Genomic DNA, 24601 nt, shown 5'->3' with positions numbered 1-24601 from the left:
AAGAATGCCTTTAATTTGGCAGATTAACCAATCAATCAATTTACTCTCTACCAATTATGACGTTTTTTTATCTTTCTCCTCCATTTCTCCGAAAATGGATTGCATCATGCTGGTTTCTGCTATTGCCCGGCTTCCAGGTAGTTGCAGGCAGCGTTTCTCCAGATGGCCCTACTCGGCTATCCTCTCAGTCTGATAAACCAACCGCTGATATCACCGTCAGTGGACGTGTTACCGATGCGACGACCAATGAAGCCCTGGCTGGTTGCAGTGTCGTTGTGAAAGGAACCAATCGCGGAACAACCACTGACGCGAATGGTGATTATAAAATCGCAGTACCGGATGGAAATGCGACCCTGGTATTCGGCTTTATTGGGTTTATCACGCAGGAAATTCCTGTTGGCAACCAAACCACAATGAACGTATCGCTGAAGGCGTCAGCCTCTGAACTGGCACAAGTCGTTGTTATCGGCTACGGAAGTGCCTCTAAAAAGGACATGACGGGATCGGTTAAATCCATTAAAAGCACCGAATTCAACAAAGGCATTATCAACTCACCCGAACAACTTCTACAAGGGAAAGTGGCCGGTGTCAATGTGACCTCTGCTAGTGGTGAACCGGGTAGTAACCAAAACATTACGATTCGCGGACCCGGTGGCGTTCGTACGGGAAGTACGCCATTGTTTGTACTGGATGGTATTGCCCTGGATAATTCGAGTACGGGTGGCGCTACCAATCCCCTGAATTTTTTAAATCCACAGGATATCGAGTCAATTGATGTCTTGAAAGATGCGTCTGCTACGGCTATTTATGGTTCACGTGGTGCGAATGGCGTTGTACTTATCACCACGAAAAAAGGGAAGGCAGGCTTTTCCAATTTTACGGTATCAAGCAGCCTGGGCATTTCCAATCTAACCCGTCCATTAGCAGTATTCTCAGCCGATGAATATCGACGCCAGGTACCAGCCGTTGGTGGTGTACTGGAAGATTTCAAAGGCTCGACCGACTGGCAAAAGGAAGTTACTCGGACAGCATACACCTGGAATCATAACCTGTCGTTCGGTGGCGGCTCCGATAAACTGACCTATTACGGCTCGTTAGGCGTTCAAAACCAGGAAGGAATTATCAAAAATAGCCGAATGAATCGGTATACCGGGCGATTAAACGTTTCGCAGAAATTACTGGATGACCGGCTGAATCTGGATGTTAACCTCACGGCTTCTTATACCTTTAACCAACGTACGCCCACCGAAACGATTTTGGGCAGTGCTATTTCGGCCAATCCAACCTTACCGGCCTATGACGCCAACGGTGATCCGTATAAATACCTGAGTGGCACGAACCCACTGATTACAATGGCGCTGGAGAAAGACCTTACCACAATCAACCGGGTTGTCGGCAATATTTCTCCCTCGTTCAAAATCACGAAAGACCTGGTATATAAGTTGAATCTGGGCGTTGACAACTCCAGCTCGATGCGAGATATTCAATCACTGGCTAGCCTGGTTCCCCAGCAAGATGGCCGTCTGGAAACACTTTATCGTATCAATCGTAACCTGCTGGTTGAAAACTATTTCACGTATACGCTGGCGAAAGAGGATCACAACCTCACGGGTTTGCTAGGGCATTCGTACCAGAAGATTTACGTTCAGGAGCGTACGTCCAGCATTAACAAATTCCCCATTACACCCATTGAACCTATTTATAATCCGGGCTTAGGACAGGATCTAACCCTGACCAACAATAAGCCAACCGGGTTTGCGCTGGAGAACGAATTGCAGTCATTTTTTGGCCGGGTAAATTATCAGTATAAAGATAAGTATCTGGCAACTGCCACCGTACGAGCGGATGGTTCATCGAAGTTCGGATCGAACAACAAATACGGGGTATTCCCTTCGTTCTCGCTAGGCTGGCGGCTTTCGGAAGAAAGCTTCCTGAAATCTGGACCGTTCAGCGATCTGAAGCTTCGGGCAGGCTGGGGCCGAACTGGTAACCAGGAAATTCCGTCCAAGATCACGCAGGCCTTGTTTACCTCGCAGGTTTCGGCTTCGGCCAGCTATCCGCTGGCAGCCTCAGGTCCGTATCCAGCGGGTACATCTTACACTCGACTGGCCAACCCCGATATTCAATGGGAAGTGTCGACACAGACCGATGTCGGATTAGATTTTGCGCTGTTCAAAGGTGCACTAGCGGGCTCGGTCGATTATTTCCGGAAAATCTCCAACAACATTCTGCTGGAAGTAATCCCTTCCGATCCTGTTCAGCCAGCGGGTACGTTCTGGACCAATGTGCCTGATATGACAATTACGAACCAAGGTGTTGAGATCGATCTGAACTATCGTTATGCCAGCCTTAGCGGTTTCCGGTTCGATATTGGTGGTAATATTACCTTCATCGATAACATCGTGAATAATTCGCCGTATACCGTTATTCCATCGGGGAATGCGTCGGGTTCCGGGCTCACTTCCGCTACAATCAACGGTTACCTGAACGGGCAACCCATCGGTACGTTCTTCCTCAAAAACTTCATCGGTCTGGACGATAAGGGGATCAGTAAATTCCAGGATGCGGATGGCGATGGCATCATTACAGACAAAGATCGGATTGCGGCTGGTAGTGCGCTACCAACCAAACAGTTCAACCTGAATAGCACCATTGCCTATAAAGGATTCGATCTAGCCATCAATCTCAATGGGGTGTCGGGCAATAAACTGTATGACAATACAGCCAACGCCAATTTCTACAAACTTCGCCTATCAAAAGGTTTGAATACGACGACCGAAGCCATTCAGTACCCTACTGAGTCGATCAACAACTCCGCCCCGGTTTCAACCCGCTATTTGAAAAATGGCTCGTTTTTCCGGCTGAATAACCTGTCGTTGGGCTATAACCTTAATCCCAAGATGATCGGGTTGAAAAAGTGGATATCAGGCATTCGATTGTCGGCCACCGGACAAAACCTCTTCGTGATCACCCAATACGATGGCTTTGATCCGGAAGTAAACACCGACCGGACCATCAACGGGATTTCGTCTTATGGCATCGATTACCTGAGCTATCCCAAAGCCAAAACGTTTGTTCTTGGCCTTTCTCTTACGTTTTAATTCTGGCATTCATGAAAAAGAAAGTTATATCAATTCTGGCAATGACCAGCCTGATCGTTGCCGCAGGTTGCACCAATCTAGCCGAAAAAGTACTGGATGAAGCTTCGGTATCCGGACTAACCGACCGACAGGCTGCCGATGGAATCATTGCGCCCGTTTACGCTCGTCTACCAGACATTTTTCTGCATACCAACTATTTTGCGCTTCAGGAAATTTCGACCGATGAAGCTATTTTGCCTTATCGGGGCGGCACCGACTGGGGTGACAATGGCATCTATCTGGCTATGCACCAGCATACGTATACCAGCACCGACCCGAACTTACGTAGCACCTGGACATTGATTTTACAGGGTATGTCACGGGCCATTACCGCCATTAATGCGTTGCCAACACTCAATGATCCTGTTACAAAAACCTATCTGGCCGAAGCCCGGGGCATGCGCGCTTATTATAGTCTGTTAACCCTGGACCTTTTCGGGTTAGTATTTGTGAAAGATGATCTGGGCGCTACATCAACTATCCTGCGAGGGGAACAGGCTGTTGACTACCTGAAGTCCGAATTTCTGGCCGTAGAACCCAATCTGGAAACGAATGTTGGTCCAGGCCGACTGACGAAAGGAGCCGTTTGGGGGTTGCTGGCTCGATTATATCTGAACGCGGGTGTTTATCGGGATAAGTATGCCACCCAGGCCACGTTCAAGCCGGAGGATATGGACAAGGTGGTGGAATACTGCGATAAAATCATCAACGCGGGTCAATACCAGTTGTCAAAAGATTATTTCTCCATCTTCAATTCGGATAATCACGACAATAAGGAATTGATTTTTGCAGTCGATCAACGGGCAGATTTGAACGGTCATAATCGTATGGCCTATTTCTCCTTGTCCGGCGACCAGTTCCCGATTCCGGCTTATCCAGCTGCTAACGGCACTGATGGCCCAGGAATCACGCCCGATTATTATCGGACCTGGGTTAACGCCTACGCCCCTAAAGATCCATCGGTAGACCCACGGTTTTACAAGCAAAATCTCTCTATTTACTCTAATCCAGCCGATTCGTGCGTAGCCGAAGCCGATTTCAATATTAACAGGGGGATTCTGCGCGGTCAGCAATATGGCTTGATTCGACGGAATGGCGCATTCGTAAAATGTCCGGATGGGAAGTTTAAAGTAGGCAAGCTTTTCTCGGATACCCGAAACAAACCCACGCTGGCGGTTGATTTTACCGAACAGATCGACTTCACTGTTGCGGGAAGCAATTACAATACAGGGTATCGGGTGGAGAAATACGAATTCAGCAAAAAATCGGCGAGTGGTCGGAATTTCGGCGAAGCGGATATTATTATCCTTCGCCTGGCCGATGTTTACCTGATGCGGGCAGAAGCCAAACTTCGCAAAAGCAACGATGCGGCCAGTGCATTAGCCGATGTTAATGCTGTGAGGGCAGCCCGCTCCGTAACGGCTCCCCCTCCTGCCCTTACCTCAATGAATCTGGACCTGCTTTATCGGGAACGAGGGTTTGAATTATACTGGGAAATGGTTCGCCGAACCGATATGATCCGTTTTGGCAAATATGAGGGTACCTGGACCGAAAAGACCAATACCGATGTAAAAAAACGGATTTTCCCCATTCCGCAAACGGCCATCGACGGAGCCTCGAACCTGCCAGGCTATCTGGTCCAGAACGACAGTTATTAAGCTTTTTTACACTGACTACGTACCTAAAAAGCTGCCCAATGTGGCAGCTTTTTAGGTTTCTGGCGAGTTTTTCACCTGAATGATTTGGGCAGCGATGCTAATGGCAATTTCGTCGGGTGTCTGGCTATGAATGGGCAGGCCGATCGGCGCGTGCATGCGGGCCAGTTGCTCTTCCGGTATCCCTTCCAGTCGATAATCAGCGACTAGTTTGGTGATCTTGGCTGCACTGCCTAAAACACCCAAATACTGGAGTGACTTACTCAGTACAGCTCGAATCGCCAGATCATCGGTGCGATAGCCAACGGTCATTACAACTACAAACTGATGATGACCGGAAGGAATTATGTTAGTGAGCTCGTCATAACTGTCGATGACAATAATCTCGTGAGCCGTATCATTTGCCTGAAGGGTATGTAACCCGGAGCGATGATCAATCACACGGATGTAAAAATCCAATTGACTCATTATTCTGGACAACGCCAGCGCGCAGTGCCCTCCGCCAATTATCGTGAGGTTGTTCTTATAGCCAAGCCGCTCCCGATACAGCCATTCGCGTTCCGACTGCATCGAAAATTGACATTTCCAATCAGGCATTGACTTTCCATCGAATCGCAACCCATCGGGTGATAACTCCAGCAATCCATTTCGGTTATTAGTTAAACAGCTAACAATCTGCTGGATAGATACGTGATCCTCTGATTGAATTCTATAGAGAAGAATGGTTTGGTCACCGGAACAGATCATACCACTCTGATTTTGAGCGGCCTGCTTGTCATGATATTGTGTTCGGATGGACAATTCATTTTGAGGTTGGCGCAGACGTTCCTTCGCCATTTCCACAAACTTATGTTCCATGATTCCTCCACCAATCGATCCTGCGATCTCCCCCTTTGCATTCACTCCCATCAGAAATCCTTGTCGTCCAGGACTACTGCCGTGGCTATCCAGCACGTACAACAACATGACAGGAATCTCCTGTCGTAGACTATCATGAATTAACTGCCAAATGGGTAGCGACCTGTGTTTGTTCATTGGCAGAGGGCATGGGGCTTTGGGCAGAGGGGGTTTGATAGAGTGCCATTAATACTTTTTCGGGCGTCATGGGTGCAGCAAAAGGGATGTTGGCTGCTGGGTTAAAGGCGGAAATTGCGTTCCGAAGCGCGAAGTAAGCGCCAATTCCATACATCAATGGGGGTTCTCCCACGGCTTTCGACTTAAAGATAGCCAGGTTATCCAACTCCGTTTTCAGGGGCTCAATGGCAATTTCTTTTGGAACGGAATAAATGTCAGGCACTTTGTACGTCGATAGCGCATTGGAGCGTAACCGCCCGGCTTCGTCATAAACGACTTCCTCCATCGTCATCCAGCCGAGTCCCTGTACAATACCTCCTTCAATCTGTCCACGATCGATGAGGGGATTCATGCTTACGCCAAAATCATGCACTACTTTAACAGCCTCCATTTCATACGTTCCCCGCAAGCAATCTACGGTAACTTCAACGATAGCGGTGCCATATACGTGATAGGCAAAGGGGTGCCCTTTCTCTTTCGTGGCATCAAAATAGATATCCGGCGTGGCATAATGGGCGTGTTCCGACAAACTGACCCGTTTCGTATAAGCCGCCAGGATCAATCGCTTCCAATCCCATTCGGTTTTCTGCCGGTTAACAAATACCCATTCGTCTTTTATGTCAATGGATTCAACCGGAGTGCGTAGTTCATCAGCCGCCACTGTTTTTAATCGCTTACAGATTTCCAGACAGGCTAACTGAACCGCTTTCCCGTTTAAATCAGCCGTAGCGCTAGCGGCAGAGGGAGACGTGTTGGCAATGCGATAGGTGCTGGTAGAGTGTAATTTCACCCGTTCCGGTTGAATCGACAGAACCTGGGCAGCGACCTGTACCATTTTTGTGTTTACCCCCTGTCCCATCTCCACCGCGCCTGTGCTTACACTGACACTTCCATCGGTATAGACGTGCACGAGTGCTCGTGCCTGATTCATTCGGGTATTCGTAAACGAAATCCCAAAGCAAACCGGCATCAAGGCGAACCCCTTCTTATACAGCTCATTAACACTGTTAAACGAAACTATTCCTTGACGAATAGCGGCCAAACTGTAGACTTCTGTAGCTTTATGCCAGCAAGCATGTGCTTCACTCACTGCCTGTTGGCCATACGGAAAGGCATCACCGGTTTGATTCAGATTTTTTGCCTGGATGACTGATGCTTCGACCCCCAGGGCTTCAGCCGCTTTCGCAATCGCGGCTTCAATCACAAACATTCCCTGCGGTCCACCGAATCCCCGGAAGGCTGTGTTCGGTGGTAGATTCGTCCGACAACTGTACGCTGTTGCGATTACATTAGGGATGAAGTAACTATTGGTGCAGTGAAACAACGTTCGTTCCATTACGGCAGGCGATAAATCGGCAGCGGCACCGGCATTCTGATAAAACGTAACTTCGTACGCAAGAATCGTCAGATCGTCGCTCAAGCCAATTTTAAAGTCGGAGGAATAAGGATGCCGTTTGCCAGTCATGGCCATATCTTCCAGCCTATGCAGCGAATACTTAACTGGTTTTCGGAGAATATGAGTCGCTAAGGCACAGAGAGCTCCCCACATATTGGCCTGGTCTTCTTTACCGCCAAATCCTCCGCCCAACCGGGTTACATCGACATCAATCTGGTGCATCGCTAAGCCCGACGAACGAGCCACGGCACGTTGTACAGCTGTTGGTCCCTGGGTAGACGAATACAGTTTTATACCGTTATTTTCCAGAGGAACGGCATAGGCTCCCTGCGTTTCGATATATAAATGCTCCTGACCATTCGTATCCGCTCTCCCTTCGACAATGTGCGTACAATCTTTCCAGACAGTAGCCGGATCACCAAGCCGAAAGGTTCTTGGGGGAATGATTAATTCTCCTCTTCTCTGTGCCTCTCTGGGGTCGGTAATGACCGGAAGGGGGTCAAAATCAACCGCTATTTTTTTGACAGCAGCCCGAGCTTCGTCCTCGGTTTCGGCCAGCACAAAGGCAATCGGCATTCCGCAGTAATGTACGTGGTTCTCAGCTAGCAGTGGTTCATCCGGAATGATTCCTCCAATCTGGTTTTCGCCAGTGACGTCTTTATAGGTTAAAATCCGGACGACCCCCGGCATCGATTCCGCTGTCGATAAATCCAGGGTTTTAATGATACCATGCGCTATTGGCAAGCCAAACGCTACACCAAACAACGTCCCCTGAATCAAGGGAATGTCATCCAGATAAACCGATTCGCCCCGTACATGCGTGCTGGAATCTATATTCTTCATGTCTGTATTCTATTGAACCAACAACTGCTCTACTTTCAACCGCGGAAACAGTTTGATAAAATGCGCTTTGATAAGTTGACTGAGTAATAGTCGCTTGTAGGCTTCGCTACCACGGGCGTCACTTATTGGAGATATGTCGGTTTGGGCAACTTTAGTTGCTGTGATAATCAAGTCTTCGGACAGCCTTTGTCCGGTTAGCCACGCTTCCGTTTTGTCCAGCCGTTTCGGAATGGGTGCCACGCCACCTGCCGATAAAGATACTTTCGTGATTCGGTCACCATCCATGTCGAGCCGCATAGCCGAGTTGACACTGGCAATATCCAAATGTGTTCGTTTGCTGACTTTCTCGAAATTGAACCGGGTTGACACTGTTGGCAAATCAAACCGAATTTGTTTCAGGTATTCGTCGGGCTGACTATCAAGCAATTTGTAGCCTTTGTACAGGGCTCGTAACGGTATTACCCGTTCTAAATTTCCACCTAAGAATGTCAGTTGGGCATCCAACGCGAGAAAGAAAATCGTCAAATCACCGATGGGCGAAGCATTGATGAAATTCCCCCCAATCGTTGCCATATTACGAATCGGCGTCGACGATACCAGCTTTGTATAGTCAGTGAAATCAGGGAAATAGATACGTATTATGGGCGCTTCCATCAAATCGGTTACGGTCGTAGACGCCCCAATAATGCATTGTCCTTCCTCTTGGGTAATGCCCTTTAAATCAACTCGCTCCGAAAGAAACTGAATCGTAGCTTCTTTGATTTCGTCGTGTTTTTGTACGTATACATCCGTACCGCCACCTACTCGCTGGGCTACTGAATCACTGTCCGTTTGTTCACCATTCAGGTGTACCGCCAATGCTTGTAATCGATCAGGAATAGAAGCAAAATAATCGGGAAATAATCCTTGATTTACGACAAAGTCGATTGGATTGTCTTCCGTACGTTTTTCCAATAAATGGGCAATCTGTGTAGCGGCTCGTTCGATAGATTTATACCCAGTGCATCGGCAAATATTTCCATCAATTGCAGCCATCGCATTTTGCGCAGTCGGTTCTTTTTTACTTAAACAAAACCCGGCCAGCGACATCACAAAACCCGGTGTGCAAAAGCCACATTGCGTCGCCGATTGATCGGACATGGCTTGCTGGACGGGATTCAACCCTTGCTTATTTAGGCCTTCGATGGTTACAATGTGTTTGCCTTGTACATTGCCAAGCGGCATCAGGCAGGAGGTAACTGTTCGATAACGTAATCCCTCTTCCGCCAGGTTGCCAACCAGCACTGTACAAGCTCCGCAATCCCCTTCACGACAGCCGATTTTTGTGCCCATCAGGTGTTTATGATAGCGCACAAAATCGAGCACCGGCGTGCCGGGGAACATCGTCGTTCGTATTTCTCTATTATTTAAAATGAACGTAATCAAATCATTATCAGAGTTATTACCTGAGGCCATGATGAACGATACCTGATGAGTTTACACGCGTCAGGTATCGTTCATCACTCAATTAATGGTCGTTTAGGGGAAGGCCGCGTCGTTGAAATTCTTTCCAGTTCAGGTATTCGTCCCCTTTACGTTGCTCTACCATCGTGATACAGCTGTCGACCGGACAGACTAATTTACACAAATTGCAGCCAACGCACTCATTTTCAATGATTGAATAGGTGTTGTAAGGCTTACCAAATGTGAGGTTGATGGCTTGATGCGATGTATCCTCACAGGCAATGTAGCAGAGTCCGCAGTGAATGCATTTGTCCTGATTGATGTTGGCGACGATGTGATAATTGATGTCCAGATCTTCCCAATGCGTAATAGTTGGGACCGATTTACCAATGAAATCATATACGGTTTTGAAGCCTTTTTCGTCCATCCAGTTGTTCAGCCCATCACACAGATCGTCGATAATGCGGAATCCGTGGGTCATCACGGCCGTACAAACCTGTACCGACCTGGCTCCTAACAGCATAAACTCAGCCGCATCTTTCCAGGTGCTTACTCCGCCAATACCCGAAATAGGGACTTTTGACGTGATTGGGTCTTGCGCTATGGTCGTCAGCATTTTCAACGCTATCGGCTTCACCGCCGGACCACAATAGCCACCATACACCGATTTACCAGCCACGTACGGATTTGGCACAAACGTATTCAAATCAACACCCGTAACCGATTGAATTGTATTGATCAGCGATAAGGCATTCGTGCCTCCTTCAACGGATGCTCTTCCCGTCGGCACGACTGAATGTACGTTTGGTGTCAGTTTGGTAATAACCGGGATAGTGGCTTTTTCCATTACCCATTCCACCACCATTTTCGCGATTTCTGGATCCTGCCCGACAGCGGCTCCCATCCCCCGTTCAGTCATGCCATGCGGGCAACCGAAGTTGAGTTCCAGGCCGTGTGCGCCCGTATCTTCGACTTGAGCGATCAATTCATGCCATTTATCACGGGTATTATCGGCCATGAGCGATACGACCATCGCCCGATCCGGAAATTCGCGCACACATTCGGCAATTTCACGCAGATTAATGGCTAACGGACGATCCGAAATAAGCTCGATATTATTCAGACCCATCACTTTCGTGCCGTTGTAATCGACCGCCGAATAGCGCGATGATACATTTTTGACCTGTGAACCCAGCGTTTTCCAGACTACACCACCCCATCCCGCTTCAAAAGCACGGAGTACATTGTATTGTTTATCCGTCGGCGGAGCACTCGCCAACCAAAACGGATTCGGCGATCTTATACCGAGAAAATCTGTGCTTAAATCTGCCATATTTTAAAGAATGAACGAGCGAATGAGTGAATGAGTGAAAGTGGCTTACGCCAGCTATTAGCAAGCGAATCGCTCGTTCACTCAATCGCTCGTTCACTCTTTATAAAATTCAGTATTGCCCTCGCACCGTCTTTACCGGCCTGCACCGCATCGACCACTTCTTTGCCGCCGTTGACGCAATCGCCACCGGCAAATACGCCTGGAATGTTTGTTTCGCAATTGTCGTTGATGGCGATTTTACCGTACCAGTTTTTGAGTTGGTTGCTACTCACCAGTTCTTCGTAAGGAATCTGCCCGGCGGCTTTGATTACCATATCAACATCCAGCGTAATTGTTTCTCCGGTGTCAACGGGTGAACGGCGACCGCTCGTATCAGGCACGTCAAGCTCCATCACGCTGCATATCAGTTGGGTAACACGGCCGTTTTCGCCTTTTACTTCCTTCGGTGCAGCAAGCCAGATAATGTTACACCCATCCAGTTTTGCCAGATTGAGTTCAACTTCGGTGCTGGGCATTTCAGCCTGCGTCCGGCGATAGACGATAGTTACTTCTTTGGCCCCCAGTCGTTTGGCTTGCGTAGCGGCATCAATTGCCGTCATGCCTAAACCAATTACCGCGACTTTATCTCCCACCTGAACAGACGGATAACCTTTCTCCCGAATGTCATAAATGAACCGAAGGGCATCTTCTACACCGAGCAGATCTTCACCAGGAATTTCCAGATGTCGTGCTACGCCTACACCAATTCCCAGATAAACAGCATCATAATTAGCCTGTAAATCAGATAACGTAATATTGCGCCCTAATTCCTGATCGTATTTAATATCGATACCGCCCACCGATGTAATGAAATTCACCTCATCCTCGCAGAATTGGGGAGTCACTTTGTAAGCGGCAATCCCGTAGGTCATCAGACCTCCGCCTTTGTTTTCCTTTTCGTAGATTGTTACATCCACACCTTCCCGACTCAATACGTGCGCACAACTCAATCCCGCAGGTCCAGCCCCCACCACAGCGACTTTCTGTCCGCTGGATGGCTTACGCTGAAACAAGGGCCATTTTTGTTCAATCGCTTTTTCCGTCGAATAGCGCTGAAGTTTCGCAATCGGAATGGGAGGTTCATGCAGCAGATTATACACACATGAACCTTCGCAAAGCTTATCAACAGGGCACACCTTCGAGCAACCGCCCCCCATAATGTTGGAATCCAGAATGGTGTAGGCTGATCCCTTGATGTTATCGGTGGTAATCTGCTTAATAAACTTCGGAATATTGATGCTCGTGGGGCAGCTCTTTACACACGGCGCATCATAACAAAACAGGCAGCGATTCGCTTCCACCAACGCCGATTCCCGCGTTTCGAACGGCGGATGAATGTCGCTGAAGTTTTGCTCGTACTGCTCTGTCGTCAGTCGGTTATTGAGTATAGCCATTTTTAGGAGTGATGAGTGATGAGCGATAAGTGATGAGTTTGCTGTCGCGAGTAAAAGTTTGTACGTCAGCAAACTCATCACTTATCGCTCATCACTCATCGTTCACTTATAGTTCTACTAATTTATCATACGTCTCCGGCCGTCGGTCGCGGAAGAATTGCCAGACGCTTCGCACGTCGTCGATCATATCCAAATCGAATTCAGCAATGAGCAATTCGTCTTTATCTTCCGAAGCCGTTGCAAAGATTTGGCCGCGTGGGTCCACGAAATATGAAGTACCATAAAATCGGCCCAGATTCCAGGGTTTCTCTTCACCAACACGGTTGATACAACCCATGAAATAGCCATTAGCAGCTGCGTGGGCAGGTTGCTCCAACTTCCAGAGGTATTGCGACAAACCTGCTACTGTCGCCGATGGATTGTAGACAATTTCGGCTCCGTTCAAACCTAAGCACCGAGCCCCATCAGGAAAATGGCGGTCGTAGCAAATGTATACCCCGACTTTCGCATACATCGTCTGGAAAACCGGATAGCCTAGATTGCCTGGTTTAAAGAAAAACTTCTCCCAGAAACCCGATGTGTGCGGAATGTGGTTTTTGCGGTATTTGCCCAGATACGTTCCGTCGGCATCAATCACAGCAGCCGTATTATAGAGTACACCCGCCTGTTCCTTTTCGTAAACGGGTACGATCATGACCATTTTATATTTTTTGGCGTACTCAGCCATCCGGTCTGTCGTTGGACCGGGGACCGATTCGGCCGACGCATACCAGGCGCTATTTTGCCCCGGACAGAAATAGGGGGTGTTGAAAATTTCCTGCAAGCATAAAATCTGCACACCTTTCTGACCCGCTTCTTCAATGAGCGGAATGTGCTTTTGCACCATCGCTTCTTTAATTTCCTCGATCGTACCTTCGCCTTCCGTCTTCGGCAGGCTCATTTGTATCAATCCTGATTTTATGATTCGTGGCATAGTTTGGTTTGGTTTTTACTATAATAAACCTCACCCCTGGCCCCTCTCCTAAAACAGGGAGAGGGGAGCAAAAACTTCCTCGTTCTCCCCTCTCCCTGTTTTAGGAGAGGGGCCAGGGGTGAGGTCAACTTTCTATACTTAAATCTTCCCGCTTACTTTGTTTCGTTTAATAAATTGACCATACCCCTTGTCAACCAGGCATTTGTTGCCATCGATTGCGACCTTGCCTCGCAGCAAAACAGTCTTGACTTTTCCGGTTAGCTCCCATCCTTCGTATCCTGAATAGTCGACGTTCATGTGGTGGGTTTTCGCCGAAATCGTATGTTTTTCTTTTGGATCGAAAATGACTAGATCGGCATCGCTGCCAATGCCGATTGTTCCTTTTTTGGGGAACATTCCAAAGATTTTAGCTGGATTCGTGCAGGCAACTTCCACATACTTATTGAGCGTGATTTTACCTTTATGAACACCTTCGCTGAACAGTAATTCCATTCGATTTTCGATGGCTGGATGCCCATTAGGAATCTTCGAAAAATCATCTTTCCCCATCAGTTTCTGCTCCCACATAAACGGGCAATGATCGGTCGCCACTACTTGCACCAAACCTTGATTGATACCTGCCCAAAGCGCTTCCTGATCTTTTTTCTCCCGCAATGGTGGACTCATGACCCACTTAGCGCCCTCGAAATCTTCCTGATAGAGTGACGCATCCAGTACTAAATATTGAATACAGGTTTCAGCATATACTTTCTGATTGCGTCGGGTTGCGTTGCGAACGCCGTTCAACGCACCTTCGCAGGTCATGTGGACGATGTAGCCGGGACAGCCAGTATAATCGGCCAGGTCGGTGAAGCGGCAGCTGGCTTCGGCTTCGGTCACTTCGGGCTGTGAGAGGTAATGATACAATGGCGACAATTTTCCTTCCGACCGATGCTTGGCAATCAAATAATCGATCATGTCGCCGTTGGTCGCGTGCACCGTCACCATACCGCCCTGCTTCTGCACTTCCTGCATCAGGCCGACCATCTGGCTATCGTTGATCATCAGGGCACCTTTGTAGGCCATAAATGTTTTGAACGAAGTAATCCCTTCCTTCTCAACCATCTCCTGAATTTCAATCTTCGAATTCTCGTTGAAATCCGTTACAGCCATGTGAAAGCTGTAATCACCTACCGCCGTTCCCTGCGCCCGAGAATTCCATTCGTCCAAGGCTTCTTTAAGTGAGTGTCCTTGTTTTTGCAGAACAAAATCAATAACTGTTGTGGTACCTCCAAATAGCGCTGCACGCGTACCTGTTTCGTGGGTATCACTCGAAAACGTGCCCATGAAGGGCATATCCAGATGCACATGGGGATCAATACCGCCGGGGAAGACTAATTTACCCGTTGCGTCAATCACCGTATCGGCGTCAACAGACAGGTTTTTGCCAATAGACGAAATGGTTTCGCCCTCTATGAAAATATCCGCGACATAATCATCGGCCGCCGTAATAATCCGACCGTTTTTAATCAAAAGCGACATGAGTAGTTTCTTTATGGGTCACAGGTTGAGCAGAGCGCATTAATACTAAATACACGCCCGCACTCACAAAAAAGCCTACAAACCAGGCATAACTGTACAGTTGCGAAATCCATCCAGGGACACTATTTGCCGGAATCACCTGAATTGTGGTCAAAAATCCCGGAATATTGGGAATAATCCCAGCTAGTAATGCCAGAATAGCCGCTGTATTATAGCCATTTTTAAAACGATAAATACCCGTTTCGCTGTACAAATCCTCTACGAACAGTATTTGCTTGCGCAGGAAAAAGTAGTCGGCGATCATGATTCCGCCTACGGGCCCGAGCAAACTCGAATAGCCAACTAACCAGGTAAAAATGAATCCAGTAGGATCGGCAATGAGTTTCCAGGGGAAGATGAAGACGCCAATCACACCTGTTATATAGCCGCCTTTGCGGAAGTCAATTTTTGAGGGTGCCAGATTGGCGAAGTCGTTGGCCGGGCTGACGATATTGGCCGCAATATTGGTTGCTAACGTCGAGATAGCTACCGCAATCATGGCAATACTCACCAGTAGTTTACTATCGAACTTCCCGGCTAATAAGATGGGGTCCCAAATCGTTGTTCCGTAGATAATGGTGGTGGCCGATGTAACGACGACGCCAATAAACGAAAATAGGGTCATAGCGGGCGGAAGACCAATAATCTGTCCGCGTACCTGCGCTTGCTGGCTTGTCGCGTAACGCGTAAAATCAGGGATGTTCAGCGAGAGTGTCGCCCAGAAACCAACCATGCCGGTCAAGGCCGGAAAGAAAAAGGTAAAAAACTGAGCTGAATCAGTAAATTTAGCGGGTTGCTGTAGAATGGGTCCTAAGCCATTTCCAACCGAGATTGCCCAGAATAGCAGAGCCAATGCAGCAACTGGCAGAAAAAATGCTTTGAACACCAGTAGTTTCCGAATACTATCGACGCCCAGATAGACGACGTACATGTTCAGCAGCCAGAACAAAAGGAAGCAAATCGCCGGACCGGTTTGCAGTCCCCACGACGCGGGAAAGACCTCAGGCAGCGTTGCCAGCGACGGCATCCAGAGCCGAAGCATCTGGTAAATGGAAAAACCGCCAATCCAGGTCTGAATACCGAACCAGCCACAGGCTACAATGGCGCGAAGCAGCGCAGGAATATTAGCCCCTTTTGTGCCGAAGCTGGACCGCACCAACACCGGAAACGGAATCCCATATTTGGCACCAGCATGCCCATTCAACACCATGGGAATCAACACAATGGTGTTACCTAGAAAGATAGTCAATATGGCTTGCCACCAGTTCATACCGCCCTGAATTAGTGAACTGGCCATCATATACGTCGGAATACAGAGGCTCATGCTAATCCATAGCGCTGCGTAATTCCAGGTAGTCCAGGTTCGATTGCCTGCGGGAATTGGCGCCAGATCTTCGCTGTATAAAGACGATGATTCGCTCCTGGTTTCCTGAGTTCGTTCTTGCATAAGTATTCAGTTAGCGGTTTTACGTATTCGGGTCACAGTAAGTTGACACCATTCTCCTTAGGTCAATTCGCTGTAATCCGTATACCGTAACCTGAATACCGTAAACTACAAACTTTTTAACCCAATCTCAAGGTATCGAATACCATTTGCTTAAATTTTGGCTCGCTGGCTTCAACGCAAATTTTGGCATTCGGTGCTTTTTTCCACACGTCCAATTCGTCGATAGCCAAAGCCCCAACCGTTAATTCTCCTCGTGTTTCAACATCGACGTATCGGTTTATCGACTGCGAAATTATCGTCGGATCGATCACAGCGGCAACGGTGATTGCATCTGGGTGATTCGAGCCTTTCATTTTCTGATGCTCTTTACAATACTGGCGACGAATCCGGTTGATGCTCATGAAAAAGCTTGCATACTTCGTTCCCAGCTTTTCAACCACGCCGTAATCGGCATCCGTAAACACTGAACTCTTTACACTTACATCGAAACCGACGGTCGTAATCGGCATGCCCGACTGAAAAACAATACGAGCGGCTTCCGGATCAACCCATGCATTATACGTTGCACTCGGGTTGATATTTCCATAGAACTTATAAAAGCCCCCCATGAAATATATCTCCTTGACCTTTTTCGCAATCGACGGCGCTTTCAACAACGCCAGCGCAATATTGGTCAACGGTCCGATGGCAACCAGGGTAATTTCATTCGGGTACTTCTCTACCAATCGGATAATGGCATCGACGGCATGTTCTTTCTCCGGCTTTTGTTTCGGGTCCGGAAAAAAGGAATCACTCATCCCATCCGTACCATGTACGTACGTTGCAGTCCCGTGAATTTCCCGCGTTATGGGCCGGGAAGATCCTTGATACACAGGAATCTGCCCCGATTTACCCGCCATTTCCAATGTGTAGAGGGCATTTTTCGTCTGCTGCTCAAACCCGACATTGCCGACCGTTATCGTAATCGCTTCGACGTGTAAGGCGGGCGAGGTTACGGCCATCAACAAGGCCAGCGCATCGTCAGTGGCTGTATCCGAATCTAGAATTACTCGTTTTGCGCCTACTGGCTTGTCTCGATGGTTGCTAACTGCCGATGTAGAAGCAAGAACCACGGCGGGCAAAAATGTCGAGGCTGTACCAATAGAAATTGTTTCAATAAACTTGCGTCTTGACGTCAACATGCTGAAATGGCTTGGTTTGCGAGGATCGGTTGATCAATCATTTTTGATACTCGTAATCCCGCAAATTAGATACCAAACCACAAAAACTGTTGCCAAAATCCTGCAAATCAACTCACAAATTCATCGGCTATCGCTAAAGCTTCACTAATAATCGCTAAACCTTCATCGATTTGCTCTTTGGTTACGCAAAGTGGCGGGGCAACAAATACATAACTCCAGCGAACAAAGGTATACATGCCCAGCTCCTTGATTTTAGCTGCCACTTTGCTCATGACCGCCATAGCTTCAGGCTTCGCGTTGAATGGTGCCATCGGTTCTTTCGTTGCCCGATTTTTGACGATCTCGAAACAGCCCAGCAAGCCAGTCGTTCGGAAATCACCGATGCAGGGGTGTTTCTGCTTCATCAATTCGGCCTGTTGCGCAACGTAGCCCCCCATTTCAGCCGCATTTTCGATTAGGTTATCATCTTCGTAAATTTTTAGCGTTTCTAGCGCGGCCGCACAGCTGACCGGATGAGCATTATACGTCATACCCGTAGCCAGCACGGTATCGTTATACCGTGCCGCAATTTTATCCGTTACCATCAGGCAACCGAAGGGCAGATAACCGCTGGTAATTCCCTTCGCCATCGTGACCATATCGGGCACAATACCGTGATTTTCAAAGCCAAACCACTTGCCCGTGCGCCCAAATCCACTCATCACTTCGTCGATAATCAGCAAAATACCGTATTTGTCGCAAATGGATCGGACGGCCTTCAAATAACCAACCGGATATTGTAAACAGCCTGATGTTCCCGACTCCCCTTCCAGTAAAAATGCCGCAATATTTCCTGGCCCTTCGTACGCGATGATCCGCTCCAGTTGTTCCACAGAATCGGTCAACATACTAGCTTCATCGTGATTCCAGCGGTATTTATAAGGAATGTCGATATGCACGAAATTCGGCGATTGCTGCGAATCATCAGGTAATTTACGAGGATCTCCCCCAACCGATAGTGCTCCATACGTAGCGCCGTGGTAGGATTGATAGCGACTCAGAATCTTATGGCGTCCGGTATAGGAACGGGCCATTTTCAAGGCCGCTTCAATCGATGTAGCTCCGCACAACGTGAAATATGCCTTGTTCAGATCACCAGGACAGATTTCAGCTAATTTCTTACCCAGTTCTCCCCGAACCTTCGTCACACAGTAAGGCGTAACGTAGCTCACTTCCTGCATTTGCCGAACAACGGCTTCCGTAATCCGCTGATTTCCATGCCCAATATTCACGTTCATCAGCCCGGATGAAAAGTCGATGTACCGTTTCCCATCGTAATCATACAGGTAAACGCCTTGCGCATATTTTACGGCAATCGGTGAAATTCCTTTTTGTTTACTCCAGACAAATACGGTTGAATCAAAATTATCCTGAAGGACTTCCTCCGTTTCTGAAAGCGTTGTTGTATCAAGCATGGTATTGTGGGTTGAAAGGTTGTAGTGTTAAAACTTACGTTAGCTCATCCAATTTATCCCGGCTTCGGGATTCCATTTAGTGGTGCTTTTCTTCAATTTCGTCCAGAATTCAATGGAACTTTTGCCGGTAATGTCGCCAACACCGAATCGACTTTCGTTCCAGCCGCCAAATGAAAACGGTTCGCGTGGAACGGGAACACCGACGTTTACACCGACCATTCCGGCGCTGGCCCGGTCCATCACATATCGTGCCATTCCACCGTTTTGCGTAAATACCGATGCGGCATTTCCGTAGGGATTGGCATTTTCAATGGCCAGTGCTTCATCCACCGTTTTCGTGCGCATGATGCTGATAACCGGACCAAAAATTTCTTCTTTCGCAATGGCCATATCCGGTTTCACGTAGTCAATTACAGTCGGACCAACGTAAGTACCGGCTTCTTTTCCTTCAACCGTCGGATTACGCCCGTCAACGAGTACTTTGGCACCCTGACTTTCGGCTTCCGTAATGTATCGCTCAATCCGCTCTTTGGAGTCCCGATTGATCACGGCGCCTAAATTTTTGCCGGGTACTACTTTCTGTGCTTCTTCGCAAAGTTTCTCAATAATATGGTCAACCGGACCAACAGCGACCATTGCCGAAGCCGCCATACAACGCTGCCCGGCACAGCCCGCCATCGAAGCCGTAATATTCTGAGCTGTCATACCCGGAATAGCATCGGGTAGTACAATCAAGTGATTTTTTGCCCCACCCATCGCCAGACACCGTTTGAAATTACTGGTCGCTCGCTGATAAACGTGTTTAGCAATTTTCGTTGAGCCAACAAACGAAACAGCCTCAATATCAGGATGATCACAGATGGCGTTCACCACTTCGCTATCACCGTGTACTACATTAAATACACCTTTGGGTAAACCGGCTTCCTGCAAGAGTTCGGCCAATCGCCCGACACTGAGTGGCACTTTTTCCGATGGTTTGATAATCATGCAGTTGCCTAAAGCGATTGCGTTCGGGATTGTCCAATTCGGCACCATGCTCGGAAAATTGAACGGAACAATGCTGGCGACGACGCCCAAGGGTACATGCTCGGTTCGGCACTCAACGCCCCGACTAACCTCCAGAATTTCGCCCGTCACGATCTGTGGTAGCGAACAGGCAAACTCTGATAATTCAGCTCCCTTTTCAATTTCCGCAACGGCTTCGTCGTAGGTCTTACCATTTTCCTCCTGTACGAGCAGCGCCAGCTCTTTCAAATTCTTTTCCAGTAGGGCTTTATAGCGAAAAAAGACTTGTACTCTTTCTTTAAGGGTGGTTCGACTCCATCCTGGGAAAGCCGCTTTAGCTGCCTCAACCGCCCTGTCCAAATCAGCAGCCGTTGATAATGGCACAACTGATAAGTGAGTGCCGTCAATCGGTGAAATGACATCCTGTGTACGCTTCGCATCGGCATCGACAAAAGCTCCATTTATATAATTCTGAACAGGCGTATACTTCATGGTTTTGTTGTATATCTGCATTTTTTACAGAAAGAAGGCGTGCAAACTAAAAATAATTAATATACAAGTCAACTTTTCATAATATTTTTACTCCGCAGAGCCACAGACATGGAAAAGAATCATACTACTACACTAGACGATCTGGATTTTGCAATCCTGTCCTGTCTCCAAAAAGATGGGCGGATGTCATTTACGGAAATTGCGGATCAGTTAAGCGTATCGGTCGGAACCGCTCGTACTCGACTGAATCGACTCCTTGATGAGGGCATTATCAATATTGTCGGGCGGGTCGATCCGGATAAGGTGGGGTTTAACGCCTATGCTCACATTGCCGTTTACGTTCGTCCGGCAACGCTCAAGGAATCAATAGCCCAAACAATTGCTCAAATGCCCGAAGTCAGTTTTCTAGCTAGTACTTCCGGCGATTATGATCTGGAGGTCGATGTGATGTGCCCGACCAACAATCATCTGGTGGAATTCATTAATGAGATTTCCAAAATTGAAGGTATTTATCAGACTAAGACGACGCTCTATTTTAAGGTCTATAAGTATGCTCAACCTAATTTGAATTTGCTACAACCCAAACCAATTTGATTGAAGAAGTCAGCGTGACAATGGCTAGATAAACAAAGCTGTATCCACAAACGAATACCTACTTTTTTAAGAATGATGTTTAATATTGATGGGATTTTAGCCAGAGTCAGTCTTTAATTCAGTTGTTCTGTTTAGCTCATACGTAGTGAAATATTTATTCGTTTTCCTCTGCTGGTTCGAACTGGTTTCTGTCGGATATGCTCAGAAAAACCTGCCCCCGGTTTATGAAATAAAAACAGACTCTACCTTTTTCAGGGTTGATACGACTCATTTTCAGATACTGGCCGATCCAGAAAAACAGTTCACACTCAAGCAGGTTTTACAGCATTCTGATTTCCAACATGTTCCATTTTATGCTCCAGACCGGAGCTCGCATACGTACTGGATACGAATGCGCCTTAAGAACAGTCTATCTCACGACCTAGCCTTTTACTACTGCGATTTCAATAGTGATTACATTGATTTATATTGGCTCGACAGCACAAAAAATTGGCAACATCAACGCGCTGGCGACCTGATTCCATACAATCAACTCCCTATCTATAAAGGACATAGGGAACAATACCGATTTTTTTTCCGATTGGCCTCTGGTCAGGAAATAACATTTTATGAGCGAGCCGAGAATGTTTCCTGGCATCCCTCATTGATTTATATATCCCCCCAATTACAAACGGAAAAAGGGCGAATTGAGAGCGCGTTTCAAACGTTCGTACAAGACAAAGGCTGGAAAGACTATCTCCTGGAAGGAATTATTATCGGAATATTATTTCTAGCAGCCTTATACAATATATTTCTCTTCTTTTCGATCAACGAGCGGGTCTATCTCTATTTTGGCATTTGTCTTATCTTTTTCATTCTGGATCGAAACATCTATCGAATTCAGCACGCTTTCTTTGACGAATTTCCGTATGAATTCAAGCTGGCCTCCATAGCTTTTTTCATCCTCTTTTTCATCTTCTTTATCCAGTCTATCCGGAAATTACTACAGCCAACGCCCGATCTACGTCGGATAAACACGGCCATTGCAGTTTCACTAGCTTTAACTGCCCTTTCGAACGTAGTACAGCTTTACTCCTTCCGTCAACCTATTGTTCCCCTACAGCAATGGGCGATTCTCATTGAGGTCTTGATTCGTATCGTCTTTGCACTTTGCATCCTCATGGCGATTCGAATGATAAAAAAGGGATCGTCACAAGCCCGTTATGTCCTGTTAGCCATCTCTCCTTTATTTATATTCTGGTCATTTACGTTAGCTACGCGGTTATTACGAGAATACGCCAATTACACGTTACCAGAGGAATATTACCCGAATCATGAATATACAGAAAGCACCTGTTTTGCCTGGATGATTATTGTTTTTTCGGGAACGCTCATTCATCGATTTAACTTGATTAGAAGGCAGGTAGCGCAGCAAGCCATTGAAAAAGAGCAACTGGAAAAAGAACGTGAAATAGAGCGTAGCCGATTAATTGCCGCTCAAAATCAACTACTTGAAAAACAAGTCAATGAGCGCACAGCGGAACTAACTCAATCCCTTCATGATTTAAAGGCGGCTCAGGCGCAACTCATTCAGAAAGAAAAACTAGCCTCACTCGGTGAACTAACAGCAGGCATTGCCCACGAGATACAGAACCCACTCAACTTTGTAAATAATTTCTCTGAAGTATCGTCAGAATTGGTCGATGAGTTAAAAGATGGTCCGTTGCTAGCGTTGCCTGACACTGAAAAGGACTATGCCATTGAGATCATCAGCGACCTTTCTCTGAATCTGCAAAAGATTACCCATCACGGAAAACGGGCAGACTCTATTGTAAAAGGAATGCTCGAGCACAGTCGGGCCAGAAGTGGGGAGAAACAACCGACTGATCTAAATGCGTTGGTTGATGAATATTTACGTCTAGCGTATCATGGGCTAAAAGGAAAAGATAAATCATTCAATGCGGCTTTGAAACTGGATCTTAACTCAACAGTAGGCACCGTTCAACTCGTCCCACAGGATATTGGAAGAGTACTTCTCAACATTTATACGAATGCGTTTTATGCCGTTCAGGAGAAGCAAAAACAAGATCTTGATAGTTACCGTCCGCAGGTGAGCGTGACTACATTATCCGCTGGAGATTCTGTTGTGATTCGCATAAACGATAACGGAACTGGCATCCCCAGCGAAATTATCGATAAAATTTACCAGCCTTTTTTTACCACCAAGCCAACAGGTCAGGGCACCGGATTAGGATTATCCCTTAGCTATGACATCATTACCAAGGGTCATGGTGGCAAAATTGAGGTACAAACTACTCCGAATGAAGGAACGGAATTTGTCATCACACTCCCGAAGTAATTTTCCAATAACCGCTCTTATTAGTTCTCAGTATTCCGCCGTTTCCGACGCCAGCGGGCAAACAACCAGATGACGGCTCCGATTACCAATCCTAGTGGAATAAAGTAGAACAATCCGACGAACACGTTGCCAATCAATCGAAAACCATCACTTAGGTTATTCCAGATTTGGGCGTAAAATGGTTCTTCAGGACTTAGTGCAACGTCGGTCTGCTGGTAGTAAGAAAGGTTCAGCGTGCTCAGCGCTACTTCATCTTTAAGCTGACGTAGTTCGGCTTCCTGCACTTCGCGTTCCTCCCGAATATCCGCCAATTGCTCTTCTACTTTCAGCACATCTTCTACGCTTCGAGCCTGTTTTAATATCCGCAGATACGTTTCTTCGGCCGCTTTTTTACTACGAATCCGCGCTTCAACATCTACATAGCGACGGGTAACGTCCTCAGCCGTAATGGTTTTCGTATCCGTAAAAATCGATTCTTTCAATACCGAAGTCAGTAAAGCGTCGAAACGAGAGGCTGGCACCCGAATAACCAAAGCGTTCTCAATCGTATTATACGTTTTTGTTTCGTTCGAGCTGGTAATCTGCGCGCCCTGTTGCTGAACAAGTTGCTCGATTTTTTTGCCCGAAGCCGTAAAATCGCTCACGCGAATCCGCAGCTGTCCATTACGAATTATTTTCCGATTGGCCGTCGCCTGCGGTTGGGGCGATGGTTCCGAAGGCTTAGACGTCTCTTCCTGTTCCGTTGCCGGTTCATCCTGATCGGGCGAGGGTGCGGCCAATCGAGCCATTTGTTTCGGCGCTTCCGCAACAGATTCACTTGTTGACTGCTTCGGCTCCGACTGGCAGGCCATTACCCCCAGCAATAGAGCGAATGTTAAAAAATTATTCATGCGGGTAAGATGCGTGTCCAACGAAATTTCCACAAAAGTTAATTAGCTTTTTAATACGCACTTAAAAAGTGGCTTTAATGGCTCATTTATAGCCATTTCTTCATTCGTTCTCGAACGTAAAGCGCGGTTCGGTTGTTACTAAAGCAGAACCAAATTGGCCTGTTGGCCTGGTAATCTCTCTCCTCTTTTTCGTCGTACATAACCTGACTATTTGCATAAGTCAGTGCTTTTGCGTCTATATTTGGGCGAGTCGACCTGAACTCCGACCCTATTCTGGAGACTATTCCGATCAATATATAGGTGCTTTACGGCAAACGGAAGAGCGGTAATCGTAACAACCTGAACAGTAT

Annotated in this window: 16 protein-coding genes; 4 read left to right on the top strand and 12 right to left on the bottom strand. The window is 47.3% G+C overall.

The window, feature by feature from the left end; genetic code table 11:
• Positions 1-56 precede the first annotated feature (56 nt).
• Positions 57-3101, top strand: a complete 3045-nt coding sequence (locus ACYVE4_RS23055; protein WP_461042610.1) for a SusC/RagA family TonB-linked outer membrane protein — start codon at positions 57-59, stop codon at positions 3099-3101.
• Between the two features lie 11 nt (positions 3102-3112).
• Entirely contained in the window at positions 3113-4798 is a 1686-nt protein-coding gene (locus tag ACYVE4_RS23050; RefSeq protein WP_461042609.1) for a RagB/SusD family nutrient uptake outer membrane protein, read from the top strand.
• A 51-nt stretch (positions 4799-4849) separates the two neighbouring features.
• Here the strand turns inward: ACYVE4_RS23050 and ACYVE4_RS23045 are convergent, their stop codons facing one another.
• The 11 genes from ACYVE4_RS23045 to ACYVE4_RS22995 all read right to left on the bottom strand — a co-directional run bounded on the left by ACYVE4_RS23045 (position 4850) and on the right by ACYVE4_RS22995 (position 20429).
• On the bottom strand, positions 4850-5830 hold the full coding sequence (locus ACYVE4_RS23045) for an XdhC family protein (RefSeq protein ID WP_461042608.1): 981 nt from the start codon (positions 5828-5830) through the stop codon (positions 4850-4852).
• Positions 5787-8108 (bottom strand): xanthine dehydrogenase molybdopterin binding subunit, encoded by a 2322-nt coding sequence (locus ACYVE4_RS23040; protein ID WP_461042607.1) that lies wholly within the window; start codon positions 8106-8108, stop codon positions 5787-5789. The genes ACYVE4_RS23045 and ACYVE4_RS23040 overlap by 44 nt, the downstream gene beginning before the upstream one ends.
• A 9-nt stretch (positions 8109-8117) precedes the next feature.
• Entirely contained in the window at positions 8118-9563 is a 1446-nt protein-coding gene (locus ACYVE4_RS23035; protein ID WP_461042606.1) for an FAD binding domain-containing protein, read from the bottom strand.
• 52 nt (positions 9564-9615) lie between these two features.
• Positions 9616-10884 carry an NAD-dependent dihydropyrimidine dehydrogenase subunit PreA gene (gene preA / locus ACYVE4_RS23030; protein ID WP_461042605.1) on the bottom strand — a complete coding sequence of 423 codons (1269 nt, stop codon included), beginning with the start codon at positions 10882-10884 and terminating at the stop codon, positions 9616-9618.
• Positions 10885-10961: 77 nt separating this feature from the next.
• On the bottom strand, positions 10962-12317 hold the full coding sequence (locus ACYVE4_RS23025) for an NAD(P)-dependent oxidoreductase (protein ID WP_461042604.1): 1356 nt from the start codon (positions 12315-12317) through the stop codon (positions 10962-10964).
• 106 nt (positions 12318-12423) lie between these two features.
• Positions 12424-13290, bottom strand: coding sequence for a nitrilase-related carbon-nitrogen hydrolase (locus ACYVE4_RS23020; protein ID WP_461042603.1), 867 nt, complete (start codon positions 13288-13290; stop codon positions 12424-12426).
• A gap of 138 nt (positions 13291-13428) precedes the next feature.
• Positions 13429-14811, bottom strand: coding sequence for a dihydropyrimidinase (gene hydA, locus ACYVE4_RS23015; RefSeq protein ID WP_461042602.1), 1383 nt, complete (start codon positions 14809-14811; stop codon positions 13429-13431).
• Positions 14795-16297 (bottom strand): NCS1 family nucleobase:cation symporter-1, encoded by a 1503-nt coding sequence (locus tag ACYVE4_RS23010; protein WP_461042601.1) that lies wholly within the window; start codon positions 16295-16297, stop codon positions 14795-14797. Before ACYVE4_RS23010 ends, hydA begins: the two co-directional genes overlap by 17 nt.
• Before the next feature lie 116 nt (positions 16298-16413).
• A complete protein-coding gene (locus ACYVE4_RS23005) occupies positions 16414-17478 on the bottom strand; it encodes a nucleoside hydrolase (RefSeq protein ID WP_461042600.1) in 1065 nt (354 codons plus the stop codon).
• A gap of 107 nt (positions 17479-17585) precedes the next feature.
• A complete protein-coding gene (locus ACYVE4_RS23000; protein WP_461042599.1) occupies positions 17586-18932 on the bottom strand; it encodes an aminotransferase class III-fold pyridoxal phosphate-dependent enzyme in 1347 nt (448 codons plus the stop codon).
• Positions 18933-18971: 39 nt separating this feature from the next.
• On the bottom strand, positions 18972-20429 hold the full coding sequence (locus ACYVE4_RS22995; RefSeq protein WP_461042598.1) for a CoA-acylating methylmalonate-semialdehyde dehydrogenase: 1458 nt from the start codon (positions 20427-20429) through the stop codon (positions 18972-18974).
• A gap of 108 nt (positions 20430-20537) precedes the next feature.
• Here ACYVE4_RS22995 and ACYVE4_RS22990 point away from each other — a divergent pair, with 108 nt between their 5' ends.
• Together ACYVE4_RS22990 and ACYVE4_RS22985 are read left to right on the top strand one after the other, a co-directional pair.
• Positions 20538-21023 (top strand): Lrp/AsnC family transcriptional regulator, encoded by a 486-nt coding sequence (locus tag ACYVE4_RS22990; protein WP_461042597.1) that lies wholly within the window; start codon positions 20538-20540, stop codon positions 21021-21023.
• A 145-nt stretch (positions 21024-21168) separates the two neighbouring features.
• Positions 21169-23361, top strand: a complete 2193-nt coding sequence (locus ACYVE4_RS22985; protein ID WP_461042596.1) for a sensor histidine kinase — start codon at positions 21169-21171, stop codon at positions 23359-23361.
• Between the two features lie 20 nt (positions 23362-23381).
• On the opposite strand, the gene ACYVE4_RS22980 is transcribed toward ACYVE4_RS22985, so the two are convergent.
• Positions 23382-24251 carry a DUF4349 domain-containing protein gene (locus ACYVE4_RS22980; RefSeq protein ID WP_461042595.1) on the bottom strand — a complete coding sequence of 290 codons (870 nt, stop codon included), beginning with the start codon at positions 24249-24251 and terminating at the stop codon, positions 23382-23384.
• Between the last annotated feature and the right edge of the window lie 350 nt (positions 24252-24601).

The organism is Spirosoma harenae, from assembly GCF_054776975.1.
The sequence above is the reverse complement of the archived record's forward strand: the minus strand, read 5'-3'. Positions and strand labels throughout refer to the sequence as shown.

What these genes read in the sequence shown, in the direction of transcription:
- ACYVE4_RS23055 (WP_461042610.1), top strand. Translation starts at nt 57, where the DNA reads ATGACGTTTTTTTATCTTTCTCCTCCATTTCTCCGAAAATGGATTGCA.
- ACYVE4_RS23050 (WP_461042609.1), top strand. Translation starts at nt 3,113, where the DNA reads ATGAAAAAGAAAGTTATATCAATTCTGGCAATGACCAGCCTGATCGTT.
- ACYVE4_RS23045 (WP_461042608.1), bottom strand. Translation starts at nt 5,830, where the DNA reads ATGAACAAACACAGGTCGCTACCCATTTGGCAGTTAATTCATGATAGT.
- ACYVE4_RS23040 (WP_461042607.1), bottom strand. Translation starts at nt 8,108, where the DNA reads ATGAAGAATATAGATTCCAGCACGCATGTACGGGGCGAATCGGTTTAT.
- ACYVE4_RS23035 (WP_461042606.1), bottom strand. Translation starts at nt 9,563, where the DNA reads ATGGCCTCAGGTAATAACTCTGATAATGATTTGATTACGTTCATTTTA.
- preA (WP_461042605.1), bottom strand. Translation starts at nt 10,884, where the DNA reads ATGGCAGATTTAAGCACAGATTTTCTCGGTATAAGATCGCCGAATCCG.
- ACYVE4_RS23025 (WP_461042604.1), bottom strand. Translation starts at nt 12,317, where the DNA reads ATGGCTATACTCAATAACCGACTGACGACAGAGCAGTACGAGCAAAAC.
- ACYVE4_RS23020 (WP_461042603.1), bottom strand. Translation starts at nt 13,290, where the DNA reads ATGCCACGAATCATAAAATCAGGATTGATACAAATGAGCCTGCCGAAG.
- hydA (WP_461042602.1), bottom strand. Translation starts at nt 14,811, where the DNA reads ATGTCGCTTTTGATTAAAAACGGTCGGATTATTACGGCGGCCGATGAT.
- ACYVE4_RS23010 (WP_461042601.1), bottom strand. Translation starts at nt 16,297, where the DNA reads ATGCAAGAACGAACTCAGGAAACCAGGAGCGAATCATCGTCTTTATAC.
- ACYVE4_RS23005 (WP_461042600.1), bottom strand. Translation starts at nt 17,478, where the DNA reads ATGTTGACGTCAAGACGCAAGTTTATTGAAACAATTTCTATTGGTACA.
- ACYVE4_RS23000 (WP_461042599.1), bottom strand. Translation starts at nt 18,932, where the DNA reads ATGCTTGATACAACAACGCTTTCAGAAACGGAGGAAGTCCTTCAGGAT.
- ACYVE4_RS22995 (WP_461042598.1), bottom strand. Translation starts at nt 20,429, where the DNA reads ATGAAGTATACGCCTGTTCAGAATTATATAAATGGAGCTTTTGTCGAT.
- ACYVE4_RS22990 (WP_461042597.1), top strand. Translation starts at nt 20,538, where the DNA reads ATGGAAAAGAATCATACTACTACACTAGACGATCTGGATTTTGCAATC.
- ACYVE4_RS22980 (WP_461042595.1), bottom strand. Translation starts at nt 24,251, where the DNA reads ATGAATAATTTTTTAACATTCGCTCTATTGCTGGGGGTAATGGCCTGC.